This window comes from Pseudomonas sp. CJQ_9, assembly GCF_043106615.1.
Lineage (GTDB): Bacteria > Pseudomonadota > Gammaproteobacteria > Pseudomonadales > Pseudomonadaceae > Aquipseudomonas > Aquipseudomonas juntendi.
Genome location: NZ_JBICMS010000038.1, coordinates 1 through 20,549, shown reverse-complemented (window position 1 = coordinate 20,549; position 20,549 = coordinate 1). Strand labels below are relative to the sequence as shown.

General features: G+C 62.7%; 18 protein-coding genes and 1 rRNA gene. 13 read left to right on the top strand and 6 right to left on the bottom strand.

What is annotated here, in order from left to right; all coding sequences use genetic code 11:
* Window positions 1–150 precede the first annotated feature (150 nt).
* Both ACF8SD_RS06825 and ACF8SD_RS06820 read left to right on the top strand, forming a co-directional pair.
* The gene (locus tag ACF8SD_RS06825; protein WP_161892842.1) at window positions 151–462 is read left to right on the top strand and encodes a DUF2288 domain-containing protein; all 312 of its coding nucleotides are present in this window, start codon (window positions 151–153) and stop codon (window positions 460–462) included.
* 165 nt (window positions 463–627) lie between these two features.
* Window positions 628–1,515: an NAD(P)-dependent oxidoreductase gene (locus tag ACF8SD_RS06820; RefSeq protein ID WP_173890817.1), complete on the top strand. Its 888-nt coding sequence runs from the start codon at window positions 628–630 to the stop codon at window positions 1,513–1,515.
* Here the strand turns inward: ACF8SD_RS06820 and ACF8SD_RS06815 are convergent.
* Window positions 1,415–3,679: a putative bifunctional diguanylate cyclase/phosphodiesterase gene (locus ACF8SD_RS06815; RefSeq protein ID WP_392483859.1), complete on the bottom strand. Its 2,265-nt coding sequence runs from the start codon at window positions 3,677–3,679 to the stop codon at window positions 1,415–1,417. The genes ACF8SD_RS06820 and ACF8SD_RS06815 overlap by 101 nt on opposite strands.
* A gap of 266 nt (window positions 3,680–3,945) precedes the next feature.
* Window positions 3,946–6,792: an RNA polymerase-associated protein RapA gene (rapA, locus tag ACF8SD_RS06810; protein ID WP_392483858.1), complete on the bottom strand. Its 2,847-nt coding sequence runs from the start codon at window positions 6,790–6,792 to the stop codon at window positions 3,946–3,948.
* A gap of 151 nt (window positions 6,793–6,943) precedes the next feature.
* Here rapA and ACF8SD_RS06805 point away from each other — a divergent pair, with 151 nt between their 5' ends.
* The 7 genes from ACF8SD_RS06805 to ACF8SD_RS06775 all read left to right on the top strand — a co-directional run bounded on the left by ACF8SD_RS06805 (window position 6,944) and on the right by ACF8SD_RS06775 (window position 11,809).
* Window positions 6,944–7,639 carry a M949_RS01915 family surface polysaccharide biosynthesis protein gene (locus tag ACF8SD_RS06805; protein ID WP_173890814.1) on the top strand — a complete coding sequence of 232 codons (696 nt, stop codon included), beginning with the start codon at window positions 6,944–6,946 and terminating at the stop codon, window positions 7,637–7,639.
* Window positions 7,640–7,702: 63 nt separating this feature from the next.
* On the top strand, window positions 7,703–8,032 hold the full coding sequence (locus ACF8SD_RS06800; RefSeq protein ID WP_009684625.1) for a hypothetical protein: 330 nt from the start codon (window positions 7,703–7,705) through the stop codon (window positions 8,030–8,032).
* 67 nt (window positions 8,033–8,099) lie between these two features.
* A complete protein-coding gene (locus tag ACF8SD_RS06795; RefSeq protein ID WP_009684626.1) occupies window positions 8,100–8,261 on the top strand; it encodes a hypothetical protein in 162 nt (53 codons plus the stop codon).
* A gap of 135 nt (window positions 8,262–8,396) precedes the next feature.
* Window positions 8,397–8,513 carry a cytochrome c oxidase subunit CcoM gene (gene ccoM / locus ACF8SD_RS06790; RefSeq protein WP_003254862.1) on the top strand — a complete coding sequence of 39 codons (117 nt, stop codon included), beginning with the start codon at window positions 8,397–8,399 and terminating at the stop codon, window positions 8,511–8,513.
* Between the two features lie 244 nt (window positions 8,514–8,757).
* On the top strand, window positions 8,758–10,746 hold the full coding sequence (locus ACF8SD_RS06785) for an FUSC family protein (RefSeq protein WP_392483857.1): 1,989 nt from the start codon (window positions 8,758–8,760) through the stop codon (window positions 10,744–10,746).
* Entirely contained in the window at window positions 10,733–10,939 is a 207-nt protein-coding gene (locus ACF8SD_RS06780; protein WP_173890813.1) for a DUF1656 domain-containing protein, read from the top strand. The genes ACF8SD_RS06785 and ACF8SD_RS06780 overlap by 14 nt, the downstream gene beginning before the upstream one ends.
* A 12-nt stretch (window positions 10,940–10,951) precedes the next feature.
* Complete coding sequence (locus ACF8SD_RS06775) at window positions 10,952–11,809, top strand: HlyD family secretion protein (RefSeq protein WP_173890812.1); 858 nt, start codon at window positions 10,952–10,954, stop codon at window positions 11,807–11,809.
* A gap of 22 nt (window positions 11,810–11,831) precedes the next feature.
* Here ACF8SD_RS06775 and ACF8SD_RS06770 read toward each other — a convergent pair whose 3' ends face one another.
* The gene (locus ACF8SD_RS06770; RefSeq protein ID WP_173890811.1) at window positions 11,832–12,590 is read right to left on the bottom strand and encodes an SDR family NAD(P)-dependent oxidoreductase; all 759 of its coding nucleotides are present in this window, start codon (window positions 12,588–12,590) and stop codon (window positions 11,832–11,834) included.
* A 112-nt stretch (window positions 12,591–12,702) separates the two neighbouring features.
* Between ACF8SD_RS06770 and ACF8SD_RS06765 the strand changes: the two genes are divergently transcribed.
* Both ACF8SD_RS06765 and ACF8SD_RS06760 read left to right on the top strand, forming a co-directional pair.
* Window positions 12,703–13,611, top strand: a complete 909-nt coding sequence (locus ACF8SD_RS06765) for a LysR family transcriptional regulator (RefSeq protein ID WP_392483856.1) — start codon at window positions 12,703–12,705, stop codon at window positions 13,609–13,611.
* A gap of 125 nt (window positions 13,612–13,736) precedes the next feature.
* Window positions 13,737–14,066 carry a DUF2025 family protein gene (locus tag ACF8SD_RS06760; RefSeq protein ID WP_173890809.1) on the top strand — a complete coding sequence of 110 codons (330 nt, stop codon included), beginning with the start codon at window positions 13,737–13,739 and terminating at the stop codon, window positions 14,064–14,066.
* A gap of 58 nt (window positions 14,067–14,124) precedes the next feature.
* Here ACF8SD_RS06760 and ACF8SD_RS06755 read toward each other — a convergent pair whose 3' ends face one another.
* Window positions 14,125–16,689: an EAL domain-containing protein gene (locus ACF8SD_RS06755; RefSeq protein ID WP_392483855.1), complete on the bottom strand. Its 2,565-nt coding sequence runs from the start codon at window positions 16,687–16,689 to the stop codon at window positions 14,125–14,127.
* Window positions 16,690–16,740: 51 nt separating this feature from the next.
* Complete coding sequence (locus ACF8SD_RS06750) at window positions 16,741–17,814, bottom strand: diguanylate cyclase (RefSeq protein WP_173891727.1); 1,074 nt, start codon at window positions 17,812–17,814, stop codon at window positions 16,741–16,743.
* A gap of 129 nt (window positions 17,815–17,943) precedes the next feature.
* Here ACF8SD_RS06750 and ACF8SD_RS06745 point away from each other — a divergent pair, with 129 nt between their 5' ends.
* Window positions 17,944–19,035 (top strand): MBL fold metallo-hydrolase, encoded by a 1,092-nt coding sequence (locus tag ACF8SD_RS06745; protein ID WP_173890807.1) that lies wholly within the window; start codon window positions 17,944–17,946, stop codon window positions 19,033–19,035.
* Between the two features lie 3 nt (window positions 19,036–19,038).
* On the opposite strand, the gene ACF8SD_RS06740 is transcribed toward ACF8SD_RS06745, so the two are convergent.
* Window positions 19,039–19,935, bottom strand: a complete 897-nt coding sequence (locus tag ACF8SD_RS06740) for a formate/nitrite transporter family protein (protein ID WP_392483854.1) — start codon at window positions 19,933–19,935, stop codon at window positions 19,039–19,041.
* Between the two features lie 456 nt (window positions 19,936–20,391).
* On the opposite strand from ACF8SD_RS06740, the gene ACF8SD_RS06735 reads away from it, so the two are divergent.
* Window positions 20,392–20,549 (top strand): 16S ribosomal RNA (locus ACF8SD_RS06735); the annotation flags it as partial.

Genomic DNA, 20,549 nt, shown 5'->3' with positions numbered 1-20,549 from the left:
GAAAGATACAGAAAGGCGCCATCAAACTGCCTGCATCTGCGCTTTCAGCCCACAAATTCGGGGCCAATCGACCAAATTACATATTTGAAACCGGGTTTTTCTGCAAAAATGCCGACCTTTTTTTATTGGCGATTTTTGCGGATACCACCCATGACCGATCAAACAAGCACCCTCTATGCCAAATTGCTTGGCGAGACTGCAATCATCGAGTGGAAAGCGCTGGAGCGTTTCTGGGCAAAGGGTGACCTGATTTGGGTCGACCCCAGCCTGGATCTGATCGCTGTGGCTGAGGCAATGGCCGAGAACCGCAGTGAAATCTTCGCCAAATGGCGTAGTGATGGCACGGTGGGGCCCGTCTCGGCAGAGCAGGCCCTGGACCTGCAAAGCCGCGATCCAGAGATATGGGCAGTGGTGGTGTCGCCGTTCATCGTGATCCAGGCGAAGCGTGCTGACCAGGCGTGATCTTTTTTGGTGCGTAAAAATGCGCACTTGTCTCGTTTTGGTGCTCGCTGCTGCTCAAGGCGGGTGGAGGTAAGTAACAATTCGGCGTGGCGGTAACAGTTTACGGGATGCGTAATGAGGTTGCCCCGCAACCCAGCTCGATATCGAATCTGACGGGAGTCATTGATGAACACTGCACTACCTTCACTTGGTTTTGCCGGCATTGGCCTGATGGGCTTGCCCATGTGCCGCCGGTTGCTGGCTGCGGGCTATCCGCTGACGATCTGGAACCGCAGCCCGGACAAGTGTGCCGCGCTGGTCGACGCCGGTGCTCGCCTGGCTCGCAGCCCGGCCGAACTGTGCCGTGACAGCGACATGGTGTTGTTGTGCCTGGCCGACACGGCTGTGGTGCGTGAGGTGGTGTTTGGCGAGCAAGGCGTTGCCGAGGGTGGCCGCGGTGGCCAGTTGCTGATCGACTGCTCGAGCCTGGAGCCCACTGCCACCCGCGAAATGGCGGCCGAGCTGGCAGCACTGTGCGGCATGGCCTGGCTCGATGCGCCAGTGTCAGGCGGCACCGCCGGTGCCGAAGCTGGCACACTGGCGATCATGGTCGGTGGCGAAGCGGCGGACCTGCAGCGCGCTCAGCCGGTACTGGAGGTGCTGGGCCAGCGTGTCACGCACATGGGGGCGGTGGGCGCGGGCCAGGTGACCAAGGCGTGCAACCAGATGATCGTCGCCTGCAATGCGCTGGTGATTGCCGAAGTGGTGGCCTTGGCCGAGCAGGCCGGGGTGGACGCCACGCTGCTGGCCGAGGCGTTGGCCGGTGGTTTTGCCGATTCCAGACCGTTGCAGATCCTGGCACCGCAAATGGCCGAGAGCCGCTTCGAGCCGGTCAAATGGCACGTGCGCACTTTGCTCAAGGACTTGGACGGCGCGGTCAAGTTCTCGCGTGAGCAGGGTTCGGCCACACCGCTCAGTGGCCTCGCCGCGCAACTGATGCGCCTGCACGGTAGCCAGGGTTACCTGCATAAAGATCCGGCGACCCTGGTAACGCTGTATCGCAGCAAGGGGTAAGCACCACGCGGGTGCGCTGCAGCCGGTCCAGCATGGGTTGCAGCTCGGCCCAGGGCATTGGCCGCCCGAGCAGAAAGCCTTGCAGGTAATCGCAGGCGTGCTCTGCCAGAAACGCCTGCTGCTCCTCGGTTTCCACGCCTTCGCTGACCACTTGCAAGTGCAGGGTATGCGCCATCACGATGATAGCCTGGACAATTTCACGGTCCTTCTGGCTGGCCGGCACGCCTTGCAGGAAGGTGCGGTCGATCTTCAGCACGTCCAGAGGCAGGTGCTTGAGGTAGGCCAGGGACGAGTAGCCGGTGCCGAAGTCGTCGATCGACAGGGCGACGCCCAGGGCACGGACCCGTTTGAGCAGGTTGACCGTGCGCTGGATATCGCCCATCAAGGCGTTTTCGGTGACTTCCAGCTCCAGCTGGTGCGCTGAAACACCGGCGTGGAACAAGGCTGTTTCCACCTCGTTGGGCAGTTCGTCATGGCTGAGGGTCACCGCCGAGCAGTTGACCGTGACCTTGAGTTCGCCGTAACCGCCGTGCTGCAGCTGGGCCAGGTCGGAGCAGGCGTGCCGTAACACCCACAAGTCCAGGTCGACGATCAGACCGTTGGCTTCGGCTATGCCGATGAACCGGTCGGGCCCAAGCAGACCATGCTGGGGGTGCTGCCAGCGTACCAGGGCTTCCAGCTTGGCCACCCGCCCAGTGCGCTGGTCGAAGATCGGCTGGTAATGCACGCACAGGCCGCGCTCCTCCAGCAACGCCAGTCGCAACTCCTCTTCCAGTTGCAGGGCAATCGAGGCGCGTGCTTTGAGGCTGTCATTGAAAAAGTTCAGGCTGTTGCGGCCGTTGTCCTTGGACTGGTACAGGGCCAGGTCCGCATGCTTGAGCAGCTCTTCGGCATTGCTGCCATCATCCGGAAAGATACTGACCCCGATACTGGTGGTCATCACCATGCGTCTGCCGCAAAGCTCGATGGGGTCCTTCATGCGTTGCATGATGCGCTGGGCCAGGTGGCGGGCTTCGTCGCGGCTGTTGAGGCTGGTGACCACGCAGAACTCGTCGCCGCCAAAGCGTGCCACCAGGTCCTGGCTGCGGGTCGCGGCCTTGATATGGTTGGCGATGACCTTGAGCAGTTCATCGCCGGCGTGGTGGCCAAGGCTGTCATTGATGCGTTTGAAATGGTCGATATCCAGGAACATCACCGCCAGGCGGCTTTCGCTGGCCAGGTGCTCGGCCAGGCGTTCGGCGAACAGTTGGTTGAAACCACGGCGGTTGACCAGGTTGGTCAGTGCATCGTAGTGCGCTGCCTGCTGCAGCGAGGCGCGGGCCTGGTCCAGTTCGCTGAGCAGTACGCTGACCCGGCGCAGGTCATGCTCCTTGCTTTGCAACTTCTTGTCAGCCAGGGCCGCACTGATGCTGGCACCGCTGATCAGCAAGGTGATGAAACCGATGCCCAGCGCCAGTTGCAGGCTGTTTTCGCCAGACGGCAAGCGCAGTGCCGTATCGCTGGGGATGACCAGGGTCATCCCCGACATCGCCATGAAATGGGTAGCCACCATGCCAGCGGCGATCAGCAGGCTGGCGCCGTACTTCGCGGCCTGGTACAGCGTGCCGCTGCCATTGCGAAAATAGCGCGCCAGGTACAATGCCATCAGGCTGGTCAGCGGGGCGATGATGGCAGCGCCCAGCAGCGGGCCGGTCTGGTAGTACTGCCGGGCGCCGGTTTGCATCGCGGCCATGCCGACAAAGTGCATGAGGACGATGCCCATGCCGATCAGTCCCGCGCTTTGCACGATGTGTGGCGTGCGCATGTCCTTGCGATCGAGGCTGCGCATGGCCAGCCAGGCAACCGCCAGGGCAATGAACAGGGAAAGGATGGTCAGCGCCAGGTCGTAGTGCACTTCGACAGACGCCTGGAAGGCCAGCATGCTGATGAAATGCATGGCCCAGATGCCGCCGGCCAGGCAGCAGGCGCCCAGTACGTTCCATTGCCGGTGGGCGTTAGGGTCTTCGCTGTGGGACTGGCGTTCGGCCATGTCGAGGGTGGCGAAGCAGCCTGCGCAGGCTACTAGGTAGGCGAGCAGCACCAACAGCGGCTCATGTCGACAATCGAGCAGGATACGTCCGGTTGCCGGCAGGTCGGCGAACAGTTGCAGCCCCAGCCACTCCATGGAATGCCTCTCGATCGAGTTTTCACTCGTCTGCGCTACAACCCTGTGCAGACTGCCCAGAGGCAGTATAGGAACAAGTGTTTAACCCTTCCTGGATAATGGCACATTGATCTCTACGATTTGGTTATCAACCTAATCGCTGTCGGAAATATGGCAACTACTCAAGGGCAGCATGCCCGCGACGTGCCTGGCACGTTGCCAGGCACCGGATACGCCGGTTTTCGCGGGCACACGCGCTGCCCATGGGTAGCGGTGCTGGTTCGGCGTCAGCCGGCGACTAGTACACGAATGGCTTCCAGGCGCAGCGCAGCTTTTTCCAGCATTGCCAGGCCCTCTTCGCGCTGCTTGCGCAGGGCGTCGATTTCGCTGTCACGCACGCTTGGGTTTACCGCTTGCAAAGCGAGCAGGCGCGCCAGTTCTTCGTCGGCCTCCGCAGCCAGGCGGCGCTGGGCTTCGGCCACACGCTCGATGTGGGTCGGCAGGATCTTCTCTTCGCCACCGCTGATGCGCTTGGTCAACACGTCGCGCTGCGCCTGGACAAACTTGTTGGCGCTGGCCCGTGGCACGCTTTCAAGCTGGTCGTTGAGCGTTTCGAACGCTACGCGTGAGGCCAGGTCGTTGCCGTTGGCATCGAGCAGGCAGCGCAGCGCCGCTGGGGGCAGGTAACGGCCCAGTTGCAGGCTTCGCGGTGCCACCACCTCACTGACGAACAGCAGTTCGAGCAGCACGGTACCGGGCTTGAGCGCCTTGTTCTTGATCAGGGCGACGGCAGTATTGCCCATGGAGCCGGACAGCACCAGGTCCATGCCGCCTTGCACCATCGGGTGTTCCCAGGTCAGGAACTGCATGTCTTCGCGCGACAGCGCCTGGGCGCGGTCGTAGGTAATGGTCACACCTTCGTCGTCGCCCAGCGGGAAGCTGGCGTCGAGCATTTTTTCGCTCGGCTTGAGGATGAGGGCGTTTTCGGAGTGGTCTTCGCTGTCGATGCCAAAGGCGTCGAACAGCGTTTCCATGTAGATCGGCAGGGCGAACTGATCGTCCTGCTCGAGGATGGCTTCGACCAGCGCCTCGCCCTCACCCGCGCCGCCCGAGTTCAGCTCCAGCAAGCGATCGCGGCCGGTGTGCAGTTCGGCTTCCAGGCGTTCGCGTTCGTGACGGGCGTCGGCCACCAGGCTGTCCCAGGCCTTGCTGTCGCCGCCTTCGAGCAGCGGCACCAGGCGTGGGCCGAACTGGTGTTGCAGGGCGTTGCCGGTCGGGCAGGTGTTGAGGAACGCGTTGAGCGCTTCGTGGTACCACTGGAACAGGCGTTCCTGCGGGCTGCCCTGCAGGTAGGGCACATGCAACTGGATGGTGTGCTTCTGGCCGATACGGTCCAGACGACCGATACGTTGTTCCAGCAGGTCCGGGTGGGCCGGCAGGTCGAACATCACCAGGTGGTGCGAAAACTGGAAGTTGCGGCCTTCGCTGCCGATCTCGGAGCAGATCAGCACCTGGGCGCCGAACTCTTCATCGGCAAAGTAGGCGGCTGCCCGGTCGCGCTCCAGAATGCTCATGCCCTCGTGGAACACCGAGGCCGGAATGCCGGAGCGCACGCGCAGGGCGTCTTCCAGGTCCATGGCGGTTTCGGCGTGGGCACAGATGACCAGCACCTTGGTGCGCTTGAGCATTTTCAGGGTGTCGATCAACCAGTCGACCCTTGGGTCGAAACGCCACCAGCGCGCGTCGTCGGTGCTGTCACCCTGTGCCTGGAAGGCGACCTCCGGGTACAGCTCGGCTTTCTCGCCTGGCGGCAGCTCGCGGTATTGCTCGGGCATGGCCACCGGGTAAGGGTGCAGTTGGCGCTCCGGGAAGCCCTGGACCGCCGCGCGGGTGTTACGGAACAGCACCCGGCCAGTGCCGTGGCGGTCGAGCAGCTCACGGATCAGCCGCGCGCTGGCCTGGGTATCGCCATCGCTGACCGCGGCCAGCAGCGCTTCGCCCTCAGCCCCCAGGAAGCCCTGGATGGTGGCGTGTGCCTTCGGCGACAGGCGGCCTTCGTCGAGCAGCTCTTGCACGGCTTCGGCGACCGGGCGGTAGTGATCGCTTTCGGCGCGGAAGGCGGCCAGGTCATGGAAACGGTTGGGGTCGAGCAGGCGCAGGCGAGCGAAGTGGCTGTCCTGGCCAAGCTGCTCAGGGGTAGCGGTAAGCAGCAGTACGCCAGGAATCACCTGGGCCAGTTGCTCGACCAGGGCGTATTCGGCGCTGACCTGGTCCTCGTGCCAGACCAGGTGATGAGCCTCATCGACAACCATCAGGTCCCAGCCGGCAGCAAACAGCGCATCCTGGGCCTTCTCGTCCTCTACCAACCACTCCAGGGCCACCAGTGCCAACTGGGCGTCATCGAACGGGTTGCTGGCGTCGCTTTCGATGAAGCGTTCGGCGTCGAACAGCGCCACCTGCAAGTTGAAGCGCCGGCGCATTTCTACCAGCCACTGGTGCTGAAGGTTCTCCGGCACCAGGATCAGTACTCGGCTGGCACGGCCCGTCAGCAACTGGCGGTGAATGACCAGGCCAGCCTCGATGGTCTTGCCCAGGCCCACTTCGTCGGCCAGCAGTACCCGCGGCGCGCTGCGGTCGGCGACTTCGCGGGCAATGTGCAACTGGTGAGCGATTGGCTGAGCGCGGCAACCACCCAGCCCCCACAGCGCCGACTGCATCTGCTTGCTGGTGTGCTGCAGTGTGTTGTAGCGCAGGCTGAACCACGACAAAGGGTCGATCTGCCCGGCGAACAGGCGGTCGCTGGCCAGGCGGAACTGAATGAAATTCGAGAGCTGGGTTTCCGGCAAGGTGCGCGGCTGGTTCTGCCCGTCGAGGCCGTGGTAGACCATCAGCCCGTCGATGTCCTCGACCTCGCGTACGGTCAGCTTCCAGCCTTCGAAGTGGGTGATCTGGTCACCTGGCGCGAAGCGTACGCGAGTCAGCGGCGCATTGCGCAGGGAATACTGGCGCGTGTCGCCAGTGGCCGGGTAGAGCACGGTCAACAGGCGGCCATCCTGCGCCAGGATGGTACCCAGGCCGAGCTCTGCTTCGCTGTCGCTGATCCAGCGTTGCCCCGGTTGATACTGCTGCGCCATACTGCCTGAACTCCCGCGATGAAAAAGCCGATTATGTTAACGGATCGGCCGGTGAGACCAAAGTGCCGAGCGCACCTAATGGTGCCGAAAGCCATCAGTCTAGCCGTTTCACCGCTCTGTACCGCACCGCCGACGAGGGCCACGCACCAACATGTCTGCCAAGCACAGCTGGATCAGCGCTTCCATGGCCGTGGGCAGCCTGTTGCTGCTCAGTGCCTGCGAGCAGAAAACCTTCGAGCCTTTGGCCCCTATACCAACCGATCAGCTTGAGGTGCTGGGCGTGCAGGCGCCGATCAAGAGCGTGCATTTTCGCGACCGCGATGGCGAAGGGCTGCTGGTATTGAGCCGCAGCGATGGCCAGGCCAGCGACCCGGAAAGCGAGCAGGAGGTCGACAAGGTGGTGCTCAAGGCCACCTTGTACGGGCGCACGGCGCAAAGCGATGCGTTCAAGGCCCGCTGGCAGATCGAGCAGGAAACCACGTGCCCCGGCCTGGACCTGGATGTCGACTTCTATACCGATGTCAGTGACGTCAGCGACCTGAACAAAGATGGCGTGGCCGAAGTGACAGTTGCCAGTCACGCCTTTTGCGGCGGGGGTATCGACCCCCACGACATCGCCATCGAAATGCGTGAAGGGCAGGCCAGCTACACCATTACCGGGCAGTCGCTGATCAGCCCCGCAGGCGAGGACCCGGTGGGGGGCGAGCGCACCGACAGCGCTTCGCTCAAGCACGCCCCGCAGGTGTTGCGTGACCACATGGATGCGGTCTGGCAGCAGGTCTACAAGCGCCCCTGGAGCGAAGCCAGCCCGCCCAGTGACGACGAGCCTGACGATGATGTGGAGTAAAGGCTGGGCCTGAAATCAAGGTAATGCCGCGCCTGCCGATACAGCGGGCATAGGAGAACGCCCATGCTGCCGCCGATCATACCGCTCAGTGCCGCCCCGGTGACCTCGCAACAGGACCCGGTCAAACCTACCCCTGACATCAAGCCAGTGGTACCGGCGCAGCCTGCGTCCGGCGAAACCGCCATCGACCTCAAGCAGCAACGCGATCCTCAAGAGCAGGCACTGCTGTTGCGTGATGAGCAGCGCCGCCAGCAGCAACGGCGCCAGCAGCGTGGGGCAGGGCGCTATAACCCCGAGCCTGGCGACGAGGTCAACGCCGACAATACCGTCCCGGTCGTGCCATTGATGGACGAGCCCAACCGCCAAGGGCTGCTGGTGGACATCGAAGTCTGACACGGGGCTGGTCAGCGCCGGCGTCGGGCTTCATCATGCAAGTCTCCGTTGATCGTCGAGCCCACCCATGAGCCAAGACAACCTTATCGATTTCGATGCTGAACGCGCCAAGCGCGTGCATGACCTCAAGGAAAAGCGCCTGAACGAAATGCGCAATGCATTCGAGCAGGCCCTGCCGTTGAACACCGGCAAGAAAAAGAAGCCCAAGGGCAAGCCGAAGAAGCGCTGAAACTTGACGCAGGTCAACCCTGCACCTGCCTCGTGTGCCCGGGTCCGGGCACCATTGACCCTGATCAATTTTCCCTCGCCCGACATTGGTTAACGTTCTCCCATCGGACAGCGGCAAGCGAATGGGGAGGCCAGCATGTTCTTCGACAATGTGGTTATCGCCGGTGTGGTAACGGTCGGGCTGATGGTTGCTTTCTTTGCCGGTCTGGGCATTTTCATCTGGAAGGACTCGAACAAGCGCAAGCCGCGCTGACCTTCCGGGTACACGAGCACGCAAGGCATTTAGGGCGACTTCGGTCGCCCATTTTTTTTGCCTGGCATTTACGTGTGGCCTGCGGGGCAGCAGGGCTCATGCCAGCGGTTGCGCAGCGTGGCGCGCGCTGGTGCAGCGGCTGGATTTCGATGAAGATGAGTAGCTAGCTAATTATTCATTTTCACCTTATTCTCTGCGCCATTGTCTATCTTTTCATTACTACCATCCCCGCAAGGTTCGCCCAGTGCCCATCACGCTTCAGGCCCTGTTCGCCCCCTCCCCCCTCGCCATCAAGTTCGCCATCAAAACCCTGCTCGGTGGTGGCCTGGCGTTGTGGCTGGCAATGCGTTGGGGCCTGGAGCAGCCGTCCTGGGCACTGATGACGGCGTTTATCGTTGCCCAGCCGCTGTCTGGCATGGTGGTGCAGAAAGGCCTGGCGCGGTTGGCCGGGACCCTGGTCGGCACGGTCATGGCGGTGGTGCTGCTGGGCCTGTTCGCCCAGACCCCGGGGCTGTTTCTGATTGCCCTGGCCTTGTGGCTGGCCTTGTGTACCGCTGCCTCTACCCAGTTGCGCAGTGCCTGGGCCTATGCATTCGTGCTGGCCGGCTACACCGCAGCGATCATCACCTTGCCGGCCATCGACCACCCGCTGCAGGTGTTCGACCAGGCGGTGGCCCGCTGCACCGAGATCAGCCTGGGTATTTTCTGCGCCACGGCCAGCAGTGCCTTGCTCTGGCCCATGCGGGTCGAGCAGCAACTTGGCGGCCAGGCGCGCCAGGCCTGGCAGAACGGCCTGCAGGCCGCCAGTGCGATGCTCGGTGGCGAGGACGATGCACGCAGGGGCTTGCTAGAGAGCCTGGGGCGCATCGTTGCCATCGACAGCCAGCGCGAGCATGCCTGGTTCGAAGGCAACCGCGGGCGTCAGCGTGCCCGTGCCATTCGGGGGCTAAGCCAGAAGCTGATGGTGCTGTTGCGTATTTCCCGGTCGGTGCGCCGGCAGTGGCGGCAACTGGATCAGCAGCAGGCGGAACACCTGGCCCCCTGGTTGTCTGAAGTTCGGGCGCTGCTGGACAAGCCCGACCAGCCCAGCCTGTTGTTGCTGCGCCAGCGCGTCTGGGATGCCGCCCACGATGAGCATATAAGTTCGGTTGAGCACTACTGCCTGGCGCGCATGGCCCTGCTGCTGGATTACGCAATGGCCGCCGGCCAGGCGCTGGACGCTGTGGAGACGGGCACGGCGCCGAAGGATGTCGCCCAAGGCCTGGCCGTGCACCGCGATTGGTCGCTGGCCTTGCTGTTCGGTTCGCGTAGCGCACTGGCGTTTCTGGTGATGAGCGCTTTCTGGCTGGCCACCGCCTGGCCTTCGGCGCCGGGCGGCCTGGTGCTGACCTGTGTGGTCTGCAGCCTGTTCGCCAGCCGCGAGAATGGCGCGCAGATTGGCTTGAGTTTCCTGCGCGGGATCTGCCTGGCCATACCGGTAGCGTTCCTGGTCGGGCAGATTCTGCTGCCGCAATGGAGCAGCTTCGCGCTGCTTTGCCTGGGTATGGGGGTGCCGCTGTTGTTCGGCGCGCTGGGTATGGCCCACCCGCGTACTGGCGCCACTGCCACCTCTTATTGCCTGCACTTCATCGTACTGGTGTCGCCGGTGAATGCCATGCAGTTCAGCGTGGCGACCATGCTCAACAGTGCCTTGGCCATGCTGGTAGGGGTGTCGGCAGCGGTCATGGCGTTTCGCTTGTTGGTGTTTCGTCACCCGGCCTGGCTTGGGCGGCGTCTGCGTGCTGCAACCCAGAGTGACCTGGTACGCCTGACCCGGCGTGACCTGCGCGGGGCCGATACCTGGTTCGGCGGGCGCATGGCCGACCGCCTGATGCAGTTGGCGCGGCATGCCAGCGAGTTGCCCGAGGCTGAGCGCAAGCGCTGGGACGATGGCCTGCACGGGCTGGATATCGGTGATGAACTGGTGCACCTGCGCATGTGCCTGGCGGTCGCACAGGCGCCGCTGGGCGGCGCCGAGCGGGAGTACTTGCAGCAGGTGGAGGCGGTACTGGCCAAAGGGCCTGCCGCTGGGCGTGGGCAACAGCTGGACAGTGCCAGCGAACGGTTCATTGCTGCGTTGCACCGCCAGCCTGCGAGCGACCCGCTGCGGTTGGCCGAGGGCGCGGTATTGCAGTTGCAGAAAAGCTGGGGCAAGTGGTGCCGCTGGCAGGAGGAAGCCCATGGGATTGCGTGAATGGGAAGTGGGCGGCGTGCTGCTCAGCCCGTTTCTGCTTTATGTGTTGCTGGCGCTGGCGCTTACCGGCCTGCTGCGCTTGCTGGTGCAGGCCACGCCGTTGGCGCGCTGGATCTGGCATGAAGCGCTGTTCGATGCGGCGGTTTTCGTTTGTGTGCTGTTCCTGGTGGTACGCCTGCTGGGAGCTTTATAAAGGAGTGTTTCGATGCGTGCGGCCGTACGTACTCTTGTAACCCTGTGCGTGGTGGCCCTGGCCGTGCTGGCCGGCTACCAACTGTGGCAGTACTACATGCTTACCCCCTGGACACGGGATGCCCGTGTGCGCGCCGATGTGGTGGTGATTGCACCTGACGTTTCCGGCTGGGTGCGCCAGCTCAAGGTGCATGACAACCAGCAGGTCAAGGCGGGGGAGCTTCTGATGAGCATCGACCGCGAGCGCTTCCAGGCCGCGTTCGACCAGGCCAGTGCGGTGACGCAAACCCGCGCTCAGCAGCTGCGCCTGCGCGAGAGTGAAGCAGCCCGGCGTACCGCCCTGGGGCCCGAGGCGATCAGTGCCGAACTGCGGGAGAACGCGCAGATCAATGCTGCCATCGCCCGGGGCGAGTTGCACGAAGCCCAGGCGCAGTTGCAGGTGGCGAAGATCAACCTGGCGCGCAGTGAAGTGCGTGCGCCGCGCAGCGGGCATATCACCAACCTGCGCCTGGCCGAAGGCAACTATGTGAACACCGGCCAGTCGGTGATGGCCTTGGTGGACGATTCGACGTTCTATATCCAGGCCTACTTCGAGGAAACCAAGCTGCCGCGCATTCGCGTGGGTGACCCGGTGAAGGTCTGGCTGATGGGCGCAGGCGAACCCATGCAGGGGCATGTCGAAAGCATCAGCCGCGGCATCACAGACAGCAACAGCAACCCGGACAGCCAGCTGCTGCCAGAGGTGGAACCGACCTTCAACTGGGTGCGCCTGGCCCAGCGGATACCGGTGAGAATCCGCCTGGACCAGGTGCCCGACGGCGTGACCCTGAGTGCGGGGATGACTGCCAGTGTGCAGGTGCATGAGCTTTGAGCCGTGGCTCAGGCACCCGGCACTACAGGAACATACCGCCCGAAACCTCCAGGCGCTGCCCGGTGATCCAGCCATTACCGTCTTCCAGCAACAAGGCGATCGCCGCGCCGATGTCATCCGGCATACCCACCCGTCCCAGCGCGGTGTTGCCAGCAATGTAGTCATTCACCTGCGGGTTGTCCCGCACTACGCCACCGCCAAAATCGGTCTCGATGGCCCCCGGCGCCAGGATGTTCACGCGAATGCCCCGGGCGCCCAGTTCCTTGGCCTGGTAGCGGGTCAGCACTTCCATCGCGCCTTTCATGGCGGCATAGGCGGCGTACCCTGGGAGGGCAAACCGCGCCAGCCCGGTCGAAATGTTGATGATCCGGCCGTTATCGACCAGCAGTGGCAACAGGCGCTGGGTGAGGAAGAACGGGCCTTTGAGCTGAATGTTCAGCAGTTGGTCGAACTGCGCCTCGCTGGTATCGGCGTACGGCACGTTCAACCCGATGCCGGCATTGTTCACCAAAAAGTCGAAACGTTGCCGACCGTAGTGCTGCTGCAAGGCAGCCGCCAGCCGCTCGGCAAAGCCGGCAAAGCTGCTGGCGTCACCGACATCCAGTTGCAACATGGTCGCCTTCACCCCTGCCTGCTCCAGGGCGGCCGCCACGGCCTGTGCTTCTTGTGCCTTGCTATGGTAGGTACCGATGATATCGATGCCTCGGGCGGCCAGATGCTCGGCGGTATTGCGGCCAAGGCCGCGGCTTGCGCCGGTGATCAGGGCAATCTTGCGGGTCATGGTAAGAACCTCGTGATGGGTGGGTGCGCACAGGTTATTGGTCGGCTCGCGGCTGTTAAATCCTGCAAAAATGGAAATACTGTTCGCCTAAACCGGATGATCGAGGGCGGGCGTGAACAAGTTGGAATTGTTGCGGACCTTTGTGCGGGTCAGTGAAGTGAACAGCTTTACCCTGGCCGCCGAGAGCTTGGGCTTGCCGCGTTCGACGGTGTCGGAACAGGTCAGGGCGCTGGAGCGTCTGCTGGGTACGCAACTGTTCAATCGCACCACCCGCCGGGTGCAGGCCACGCAGGATGGTGCCTTGCTGTACGCACGCAGCAAGGACCTGCTGTCAGGTATGGACGAGATCGAGAGCCTGTTCAGCGCCGATGATGCCGAACTGGCCGGGCGCCTGCGTGTCGACCTGCCGACGATGATGGCGCGGCGGGTCATCATTCCCGCGTTACCCCAGTTCCTGCGGCGTTTTCCGCGTTTGCAGGTGGAGCTCAGTTCCACCGATCGGCAGGTCGATTTGCTGCGTGAGGGCTTCGACTGCGTGATGCGCATCGGCGCCTTGCATGACCTGGATGTCGTGGCCAGGCCGGTCGGGCAATTGAGCATGCGCAACTGTGCCAGCCCGGCTTATCTGGCGCGCTATGGGGTGCCCCGTACCCTGCAGGACCTGGCAGGGCATCAATTGGTGCACTACGTGCGCAACCTGGGGGGGCGCTGCGCCGGCTTCGAATACGTGCAAGGTGGGCAGGTGCAGTACCAGCCCATGGCTGGGGCGGTAACGGTCAATAATGCCGAAGCCTATTCGGCAGCTTGCCTGGCCGGGCTGGGGCTGATACAGGTACCGGCCGTGGGGGTGGCCGAACACCTGCAGCGCGGCGAACTGGTCGCGCTGCTGCCGGCCTGGCAGGCGCCGGCAATGCCCGTGTCGTTGCTGTATGCGCGGCAACGGCATGTACCCCGCCGGGTGCAGGCGTTCATGCAGTGGCTGGCAGAGGTGCTTAGCAGCGAGGTCGATGCTACGGCGTGAAGTTGAGCCGGGTCATGGCGCACGCACGGCCGCTTGTATTAGGCTTGGACTGGCGAGGCGCCCGGCAGAGGCGACCCTGTGCTGCCCAGCGTGCGTATCTTCCGATTTCATCACGAGGTTACGCCATGGCCATTACTTCCCAGGACATCTGCAACGCAGCTGAGCAGCTCAAAGGCTTCGTCGGCTTTCATCATAAGCGCGGCGTTCATATCGTGCGTTTTTCCGAAGACGCGTTCGGTATGGATGTCGCTGACGCCAGCATCACCCCCTGCAGCGAGTTTGTCTGGCGCCCCGAGCAGGGGCAGCGCATGGCCCTGTGCCGGGAGCGCCTGGCACTGTTGCTGGAGCAGCACGTGGACGACCGCTTGAATATCGCTGAGCCGCTGCGCATCTACCTGCGCCGCGGCGACTTGCCGGAAATCATCGCCGAGCGACGTGTGCAGCCGTCTTGCTGAAGTTCGCTGTTGGTCAAAGCGCTACCGCGCAACCGTGTAGGGGCGGCCCGACCCGTGCCTACCGGGGGCGCTGCAACAACGCCCGCATGCCCGCGGTATCCAGTGGTCGGCTCAGGTAATAGCCCTGTACTTCATGGCAGCTGTCCTTTTGCAGCATGGCAAGTTGCTGTTCGGTTTCCACGCCCTCGGCCGTCACGGTCAGCCCCATTGCCTTGCCCAGGTTGATGATGGCCTGGACCACCGCACGGTCGCTGCCGCCGTTGGTGCTCAAGCTACTGATGAAGCGCTTGTCGATCTTGAGGCTGTCGAAAGGATACGTACGCAGGTAACCCAGCGATGAATAGCCGGTACCGAAGTCGTCCATGTTCAGGCGCACGCCCAGCTCTTTGAGCGAAAGCATGGTCCCCAGCGCGCCTTCGATGTCGTTGAGCATCACATTCTCGGTGATTTCCAGTTCCAGGCGTTGTGCCGGGAATGCCGTGCCCAGCAGGATTTCCCGCACGTCTTGCACCACATCGCTGCGCAGGAACTGTGCCGGTGACAGGTTGACCGACACCAGAATGTCGGCAGGCCAGTCAAGGGCGGTGCGGCAGGCCTCGTGCAGCACCCAGCGGCCCAGCGCGACAATGATATCGCTCTGTTCGGCCAGCGGGATGAAGGTATCCGGCCCCAGCAGCCCTTCCTGGGGGTGCTGCCAGCGTATCAGCGCCTCGACCGCGACCACGCGCAGGTCGCTGAGGCGGTAGCGCGGCTGGTAGTGCAACTCGAACTCCTGGTTGCGCAGGGCGCGGCGCAGATCGTTCTCCAGTTGCCGCCGGTACTGGATCTGCTGGTTCATTTCGCTGGCGAAGTAGCGCCATGTGTTCTTGCCGTCTGCCTTGGCCTGGTACAGGGCGATGTCGGCACAGCGAATCAGCTCGCCGGCGTCGAAGCCCTGGGTGCGGGTCTGGGCGATGCCGATGCTGGCGCCAATGTGCAGGGTTTGGCTGTCGAACATGACCGGTTGTTGCAGCAAGCCGATCAGGCGCGCGCAGAAGCGGTCGATCTCCTGGCGGTTGTCCATGCCGCCAAGTACCACGATGAACTCGTCGCCGCCCAGCCGCGCCACCAGGTCACCGTCGCGGGTGGTGTCGCGCAGGCGGGCTGCCACTTCCTGCAGTACCGCATCGCCAGCCGCATAGCCGAGTGAGTCGTTGATCGGCTTGAAGTTGTCCAGGTCAAGCAGCAACAGGGTCAACGGCGGTGAGTCAGTGCCGCGCAGCAGGGCCTGTTCCAGGTGCCGGGCCAGCTTGTTGCGGTTGGCCAGCCCGGTCAGTGGGTCGTGCAAGGACAGGTGCTGGATACGCGCATGGGCCTCGACTTCGTCGGTGATATCGCTGGCAGTGCCGCGCAATCCCACGGCCGTGTCCTGGTGCCAGATGGCGCGCGCGGAGATCCGGCAATAGCGGTTCTGGCCATTCTGGTCGCGGTAGGTGCAGCGCAGGTTGGCCAGCTGCTGTGGGTCGGCGGTGGCCAGGGCATCCAGCCAGGGCGACAAGGGTGTGGTGTCGCAGGCCAGTAGCTGGTTGAGCGGTTGGCCGAGCCAGTCTTCGACCGGGTAGCCCGTCACCCTGGCAAAGCGTTGCGACAAGTAGGTCAGACGCTGATGCCGATCGGTCTCCCAGATCCAGTCCGAGGCCGACTCGGCCACCGCGCGAAAACGTTGCTCGCTGGCCTCCAGCGCCAGGTTGCTCTGCTGCAGGTGAGCTAGCGTCAAGCCGATGGCCCGGGAGCTGCGCCACGCATGGCGGCACAGGTAGAGCAAGACCAGCCCAAGGATCAGCAGGGCGCTCAGCAGGGCAGGCAATACCGCCCGCAGCAGCTGGCGCCCAGGCAACGCACTGTTCCAGGACAGGTGGTACCCGGTGTCGCCCAGGTTGATGCGCAGGTGGTGGTGGGCTTTTGCGTCTTCTTTCTCAACGCGCATGCCGGCCAGGCCTGCACGTTCACCCAATTGCGCCAGTTTGACCTCGGTCAGTTGGTCGACGAACAGCAAGACCGGCGCCTGGCTCACTTCGCTCTCAGTGACATCCCGGTCTGGCCGTATGGCCGCCGCAGTGAGCACGGCCGGCCAGCCATTGAACAGCACGAAGCGGGCAATCTGCTCGCGGGTAATTGCCGCCGCCCGGGCCTGGTCGATGATCGGCTGTAAAGGAGCATCTATGTACGTGCCTATGCCTGCAGGGCTGGGCTGGCCTTTGAACAGGGCATAGGTAGTGTGGCCGTTTTCCACGACGAACACGCCTTCATACCCGCTGGCGCTGTACAGCGATTCACCTATGTTCTTTTCATCATAGGCCCAGTGCCAGTCGGCCCCGCCCGACAAGTGCTGCAGGGCGTCTTCCCATACGGCATAACTGGACAGGAATTGGCGTGACGCCAGTAACCGTTGCTCCAGCGCCTGATTGGCATGGAAGGCGCTGCGGTCGCGCTCTTGCTGGTCGAGGGTTGCGGCGATGTTGAACAGCGCGCCGAGAATGACCAGGCAAGCCAGACCGTAAACGGTGCTGAAGCCGGCGATCAGGTTACGCACTTGCAAGCGTGGGGTAGGGCTGGCGGGTGGGAGGTTGGCAGTCCTGGCCATGCACGAGCGGCTCCTTCAGGAAACCTACCGCCAGGCATTCAGGCAGCAGGTTCAATCAGGATAGGCCAGCTTCAGTGCCGTAGCTGCGCCAGCGGCAAAATTCACCCGGTCGCGGCCAGCGTGCTTGGCAGTGTATAGCGCCCTGTCTGCCTGTTGCAGCCAGTGTTCCGGTGATTCCAGGCTGGCATCGTAGGGGGACAGGCCAATACTCAGGCTGATGCGCAGGTGAGGGAGCTGCGCGTTGCGATAGCCGGAAACCTGCTCACGCAGGCGCTCCATGATCTGGCAGGCCTGGGCTTCGCTGGTGTCTGGCAGGATCACGCAGAATTCGTCGCCACCGTAGCGCCCCGCCTGGTCGCACTCGCGCAGGTTGCGGCGCAGCTCGGCACTGAGCTGGCGCAGTACGCAGTCGCCGACCACGTGGCCAAAGGTGTCGTTGATGGTCTTGAAATGATCGATGTCGATCAGGGCAATCACCGCGTGTGCCTTTTGCTGTTTGCATTTTTGGTATTTGAGGAGCAACAGGTCTTTCCAGGCGCCGTGGTTGAGCAACCCGGTGAGGCTGTCCGTGAGGCTGAGGGCGCTGAGCCGGCGTTTATGGTCGCCCAGTTGGATTGCCAGGCGGTAGCACACCCAGCCCAGGGCCAGGGGGTACAGCGTCAGCATGGGCAGGCAGGCGTATATCTGCAGTGCAGTGGCATTCAATTGCAGGCCGGGGGCGAGCAGCAGGGTGCCGACCAGAATCCCGGCCAGTTGCGCAACAGCCCCTTTTAGCACCAATTGCCGGCCCCCCGCGGCCACGTTGTTCATGGTCATCATCGACAGCACGGTCACGGTCGGCAGCGGGTTGAAGTGCATGGCGGCGGCCCAGAACCCGCCCAGCAGCGAGTCCAGCAACAGGTTGCGGTGTTCGGCCCGGTACGGGGTTGCCGACCGGCTCGCCCACAGGTAGGCGACGTGGGGCCACAACAGGCCATTGAACAGCATTAGCCCCCACACCCAGGTGGGCGGCGACTGCGGGGCTACGCCGGCCATGACGCTGAACAGGCCGATCCCCATGCCCACCACACGTGGCGGGTAGATGCGCTTGACGAACGAAAGGCCTTTGCCGCTGCGGTTGTGCATCATGGTCATGTTCTTCTGCCGGGGTACCGTTTATCGCATAAATCGCATGAATATTGTCGAACAGTGCTTGTCCACCGAAAAATGACCTTACAAGCCAATTCACGGTTGATGCGATCACTGTGGGGTAATATGCGGGCTTTCCTGTTGCTTGGAGTGTTGCTGATGGTTCCTCTGGCCAATGCTGTCGGTGAGCCTGCGCCCCAGTGTGATGGGCGTTTTCACAATCAGGCGCAGCTACCGAAAGACGGCGTGCTGAAGAAGCTGCGCATCGGACTGAAATACCTGTTCCTGCGCAAGCCGCCGAATACCCGGCCAACTACGCCAATCAGCCTGCAACCGATGACCCGCCAGCAGGTGCTCGATGCGCCGGACCACAGTTTGTGGCGGCTGGGCCATTCCACGGTATTGCTGAAGTTGCGGGGGCGCTTCTTCATTACCGACCCGGTATTCGCCGAGCGCGCCTCACCGGTGCAGTGGGCCGGCCCGCAGCGGTTCCATGCCCCGCCGCTGGGGCTGGACCAGCTGCCGCCACTGGCGGCGGTGGTGTTGTCGCACGACCACTTCGATCATCTTGACGAGCGGGCAATCCGCCAGCTGGCATCGCGAACCGGGGTTTTCCTGGCGCCGCTTGGCGTGGGTGAACTGCTGATCAGCTGGGGTGTAGCGCCAACGAAAGTGCGTCAGCTGGACTGGTGGCAGGAAAGCGAAGTCGAGGGTGTGCGTTTCATTGCTACCCCGGCCCAGCACTTTTCCGGGCGCGGCCTGTTGGATAGCAACCGTACCTTGTGGGCGTCGTGGGTGATCATCGACGAAGGCGTGCGCGTGTTCTTCAGTGGCGATACGGGCTACTTCAACGGGTTCAAGCTGATTGGCGAGCGCTTTGGGCCGTTTGACCTCACCCTGGTCGAGACCGGCGCCTACAATCTCGCCTGGCCTGATGTGCACATGCAGCCGGAGCAGAGCCTGCAGGCCCACCTGGATTTACGTGGGCGCTGGATGCTGCCTATTCACAATGGCACGTTCGACTTGTCCGTCCACGGCTGGCAGGAACCCTTCGAGCGTATCCTGGCCCTGGCGAACCAGGCCCAGGTACGGCTCAGTACGCCGCAGATGGGCGAGCGGGTGAGCCTCGACTCGCCGCATGCCGGGCAGAACTGGTGGCAGCCCCGCCCGGTGCGTCAGCGCAACCTCAAGAATGAGCGAAGCGTGGCAATGCGTTGAGTGTCACTTGATGTCGTCTTTGCCACGCTGGCGTTGCGCCCGCTCGTGCTCCAACAGCCGCGAGGGTGCCTTGCCGCTGTCGCTGCGCACCTGAGCGTGGCTGATGAGCGCGAAAATGAAGCTACCGCCGATGATGTTGCCGGCCAGTGTCGGCAAGGCAAACTCCAGCCAGAAGCTGCGCCAGGTTTCTTCGCCGGCCCACACCAGGTAGGACACCTCGACCGAGCCCACTACTATATGGGTGAAGTCGCCAATGGCCATCAGGTAGGTGATCATCAGGATGATCCAGATCTTGGCGTTCTCCATCGAGGGAATCATCCATACCATGGTGGCGATCATCCAGCCCGAGACGATGCCCTTGGCGAACATCTGGCTGATGTCGTTGCTCATGACCTTGCGGCCGATCTCCAGAAACGCCATGTCGGTCTTGCTGTCGAAGATCGGCAGCTCGAGCATCACCCAGGCCACCAGCAGCGTGCCCGCCAGGTTGCCCAGCAGCACCACAGCCCAGAGCCGCAGAAGGCGGCCGAAGTTGGCAAGGGTAGGGCTGGTCATGACCGGCAGCACCGCAGTCAGGGTGTTCTCGGTGAACAGTTGCTGGCGGGCCAGGATCACGGCAAGGAAGCCGGCGCTGTAACCGATGCTGGCGACTACCTGGGCACTTTCACCCTCTGGCAGGCGGGCATAGAACAGTCCCATGGCCATCAGGGACAAGCCCATGGACAACCCGGCGGCGACAGCCGACCACCACAAGGCGGCAACGGTCCGTTCCAGTTCCTGATCGCCCTGGTAGCGAATGGTCTCGTGCAGCACTGCCGCTCGGGGCGGCTGATTGTGGCTGACTTCCTGCTCTTCATCTGCCGAAAGCCCTGGGGTTTTCTCGCTTTGCTCGACACTCATGGCCGCTTCGCTCCGTGGTGGGGTTCTCTACAGATTCGTGGCGATTTCATTAGTTGCCAGGGGGCAGGCGAAACGGCTGAGAAAAGTTTTTGGAACAAGGTGTTGACTCTAAATTCAAAGCGCGTATTATTCGCCTCCTCGCAGCGATCAACGCTTCGAGGCAAGCGGTAAGTTATTGAAGTTTTTGGCTTTCGAAAGAAAGCAGCGGTAAAAAACTTCAAAATAAACGCTTGACAGCAAATGAGGAAAGCGTAGAATGCGCGCCTCGGTTGAGACGAAGCGATCTTAACCAACCGCTCTTTAACAAATCGAATCAAGCAATTCGTGTGGGTGCTTGTGAGTACGGACTGATAGTCAAAAAGATTATCAGCATCACAAGTGGCCATGCGAGAAATCACATAGTCATTTGAGATTGCTGAGCCAAGTTTAGGGTTTCTTAAAAACCCAAGCAGTATTGAACTGAAGAGTTTGATCATGGCTCAGATTGAACGCTGGCGGCAGGCCTAACACATGCAAGTCGAGCGGATGACGGGAGCTTGCTCCTTGATTCAGCGGCGGACGGGTGAGTAATGCCTAGGAATCTGCCTGGTAGTGGGGGACAACGTTTCGAAAGG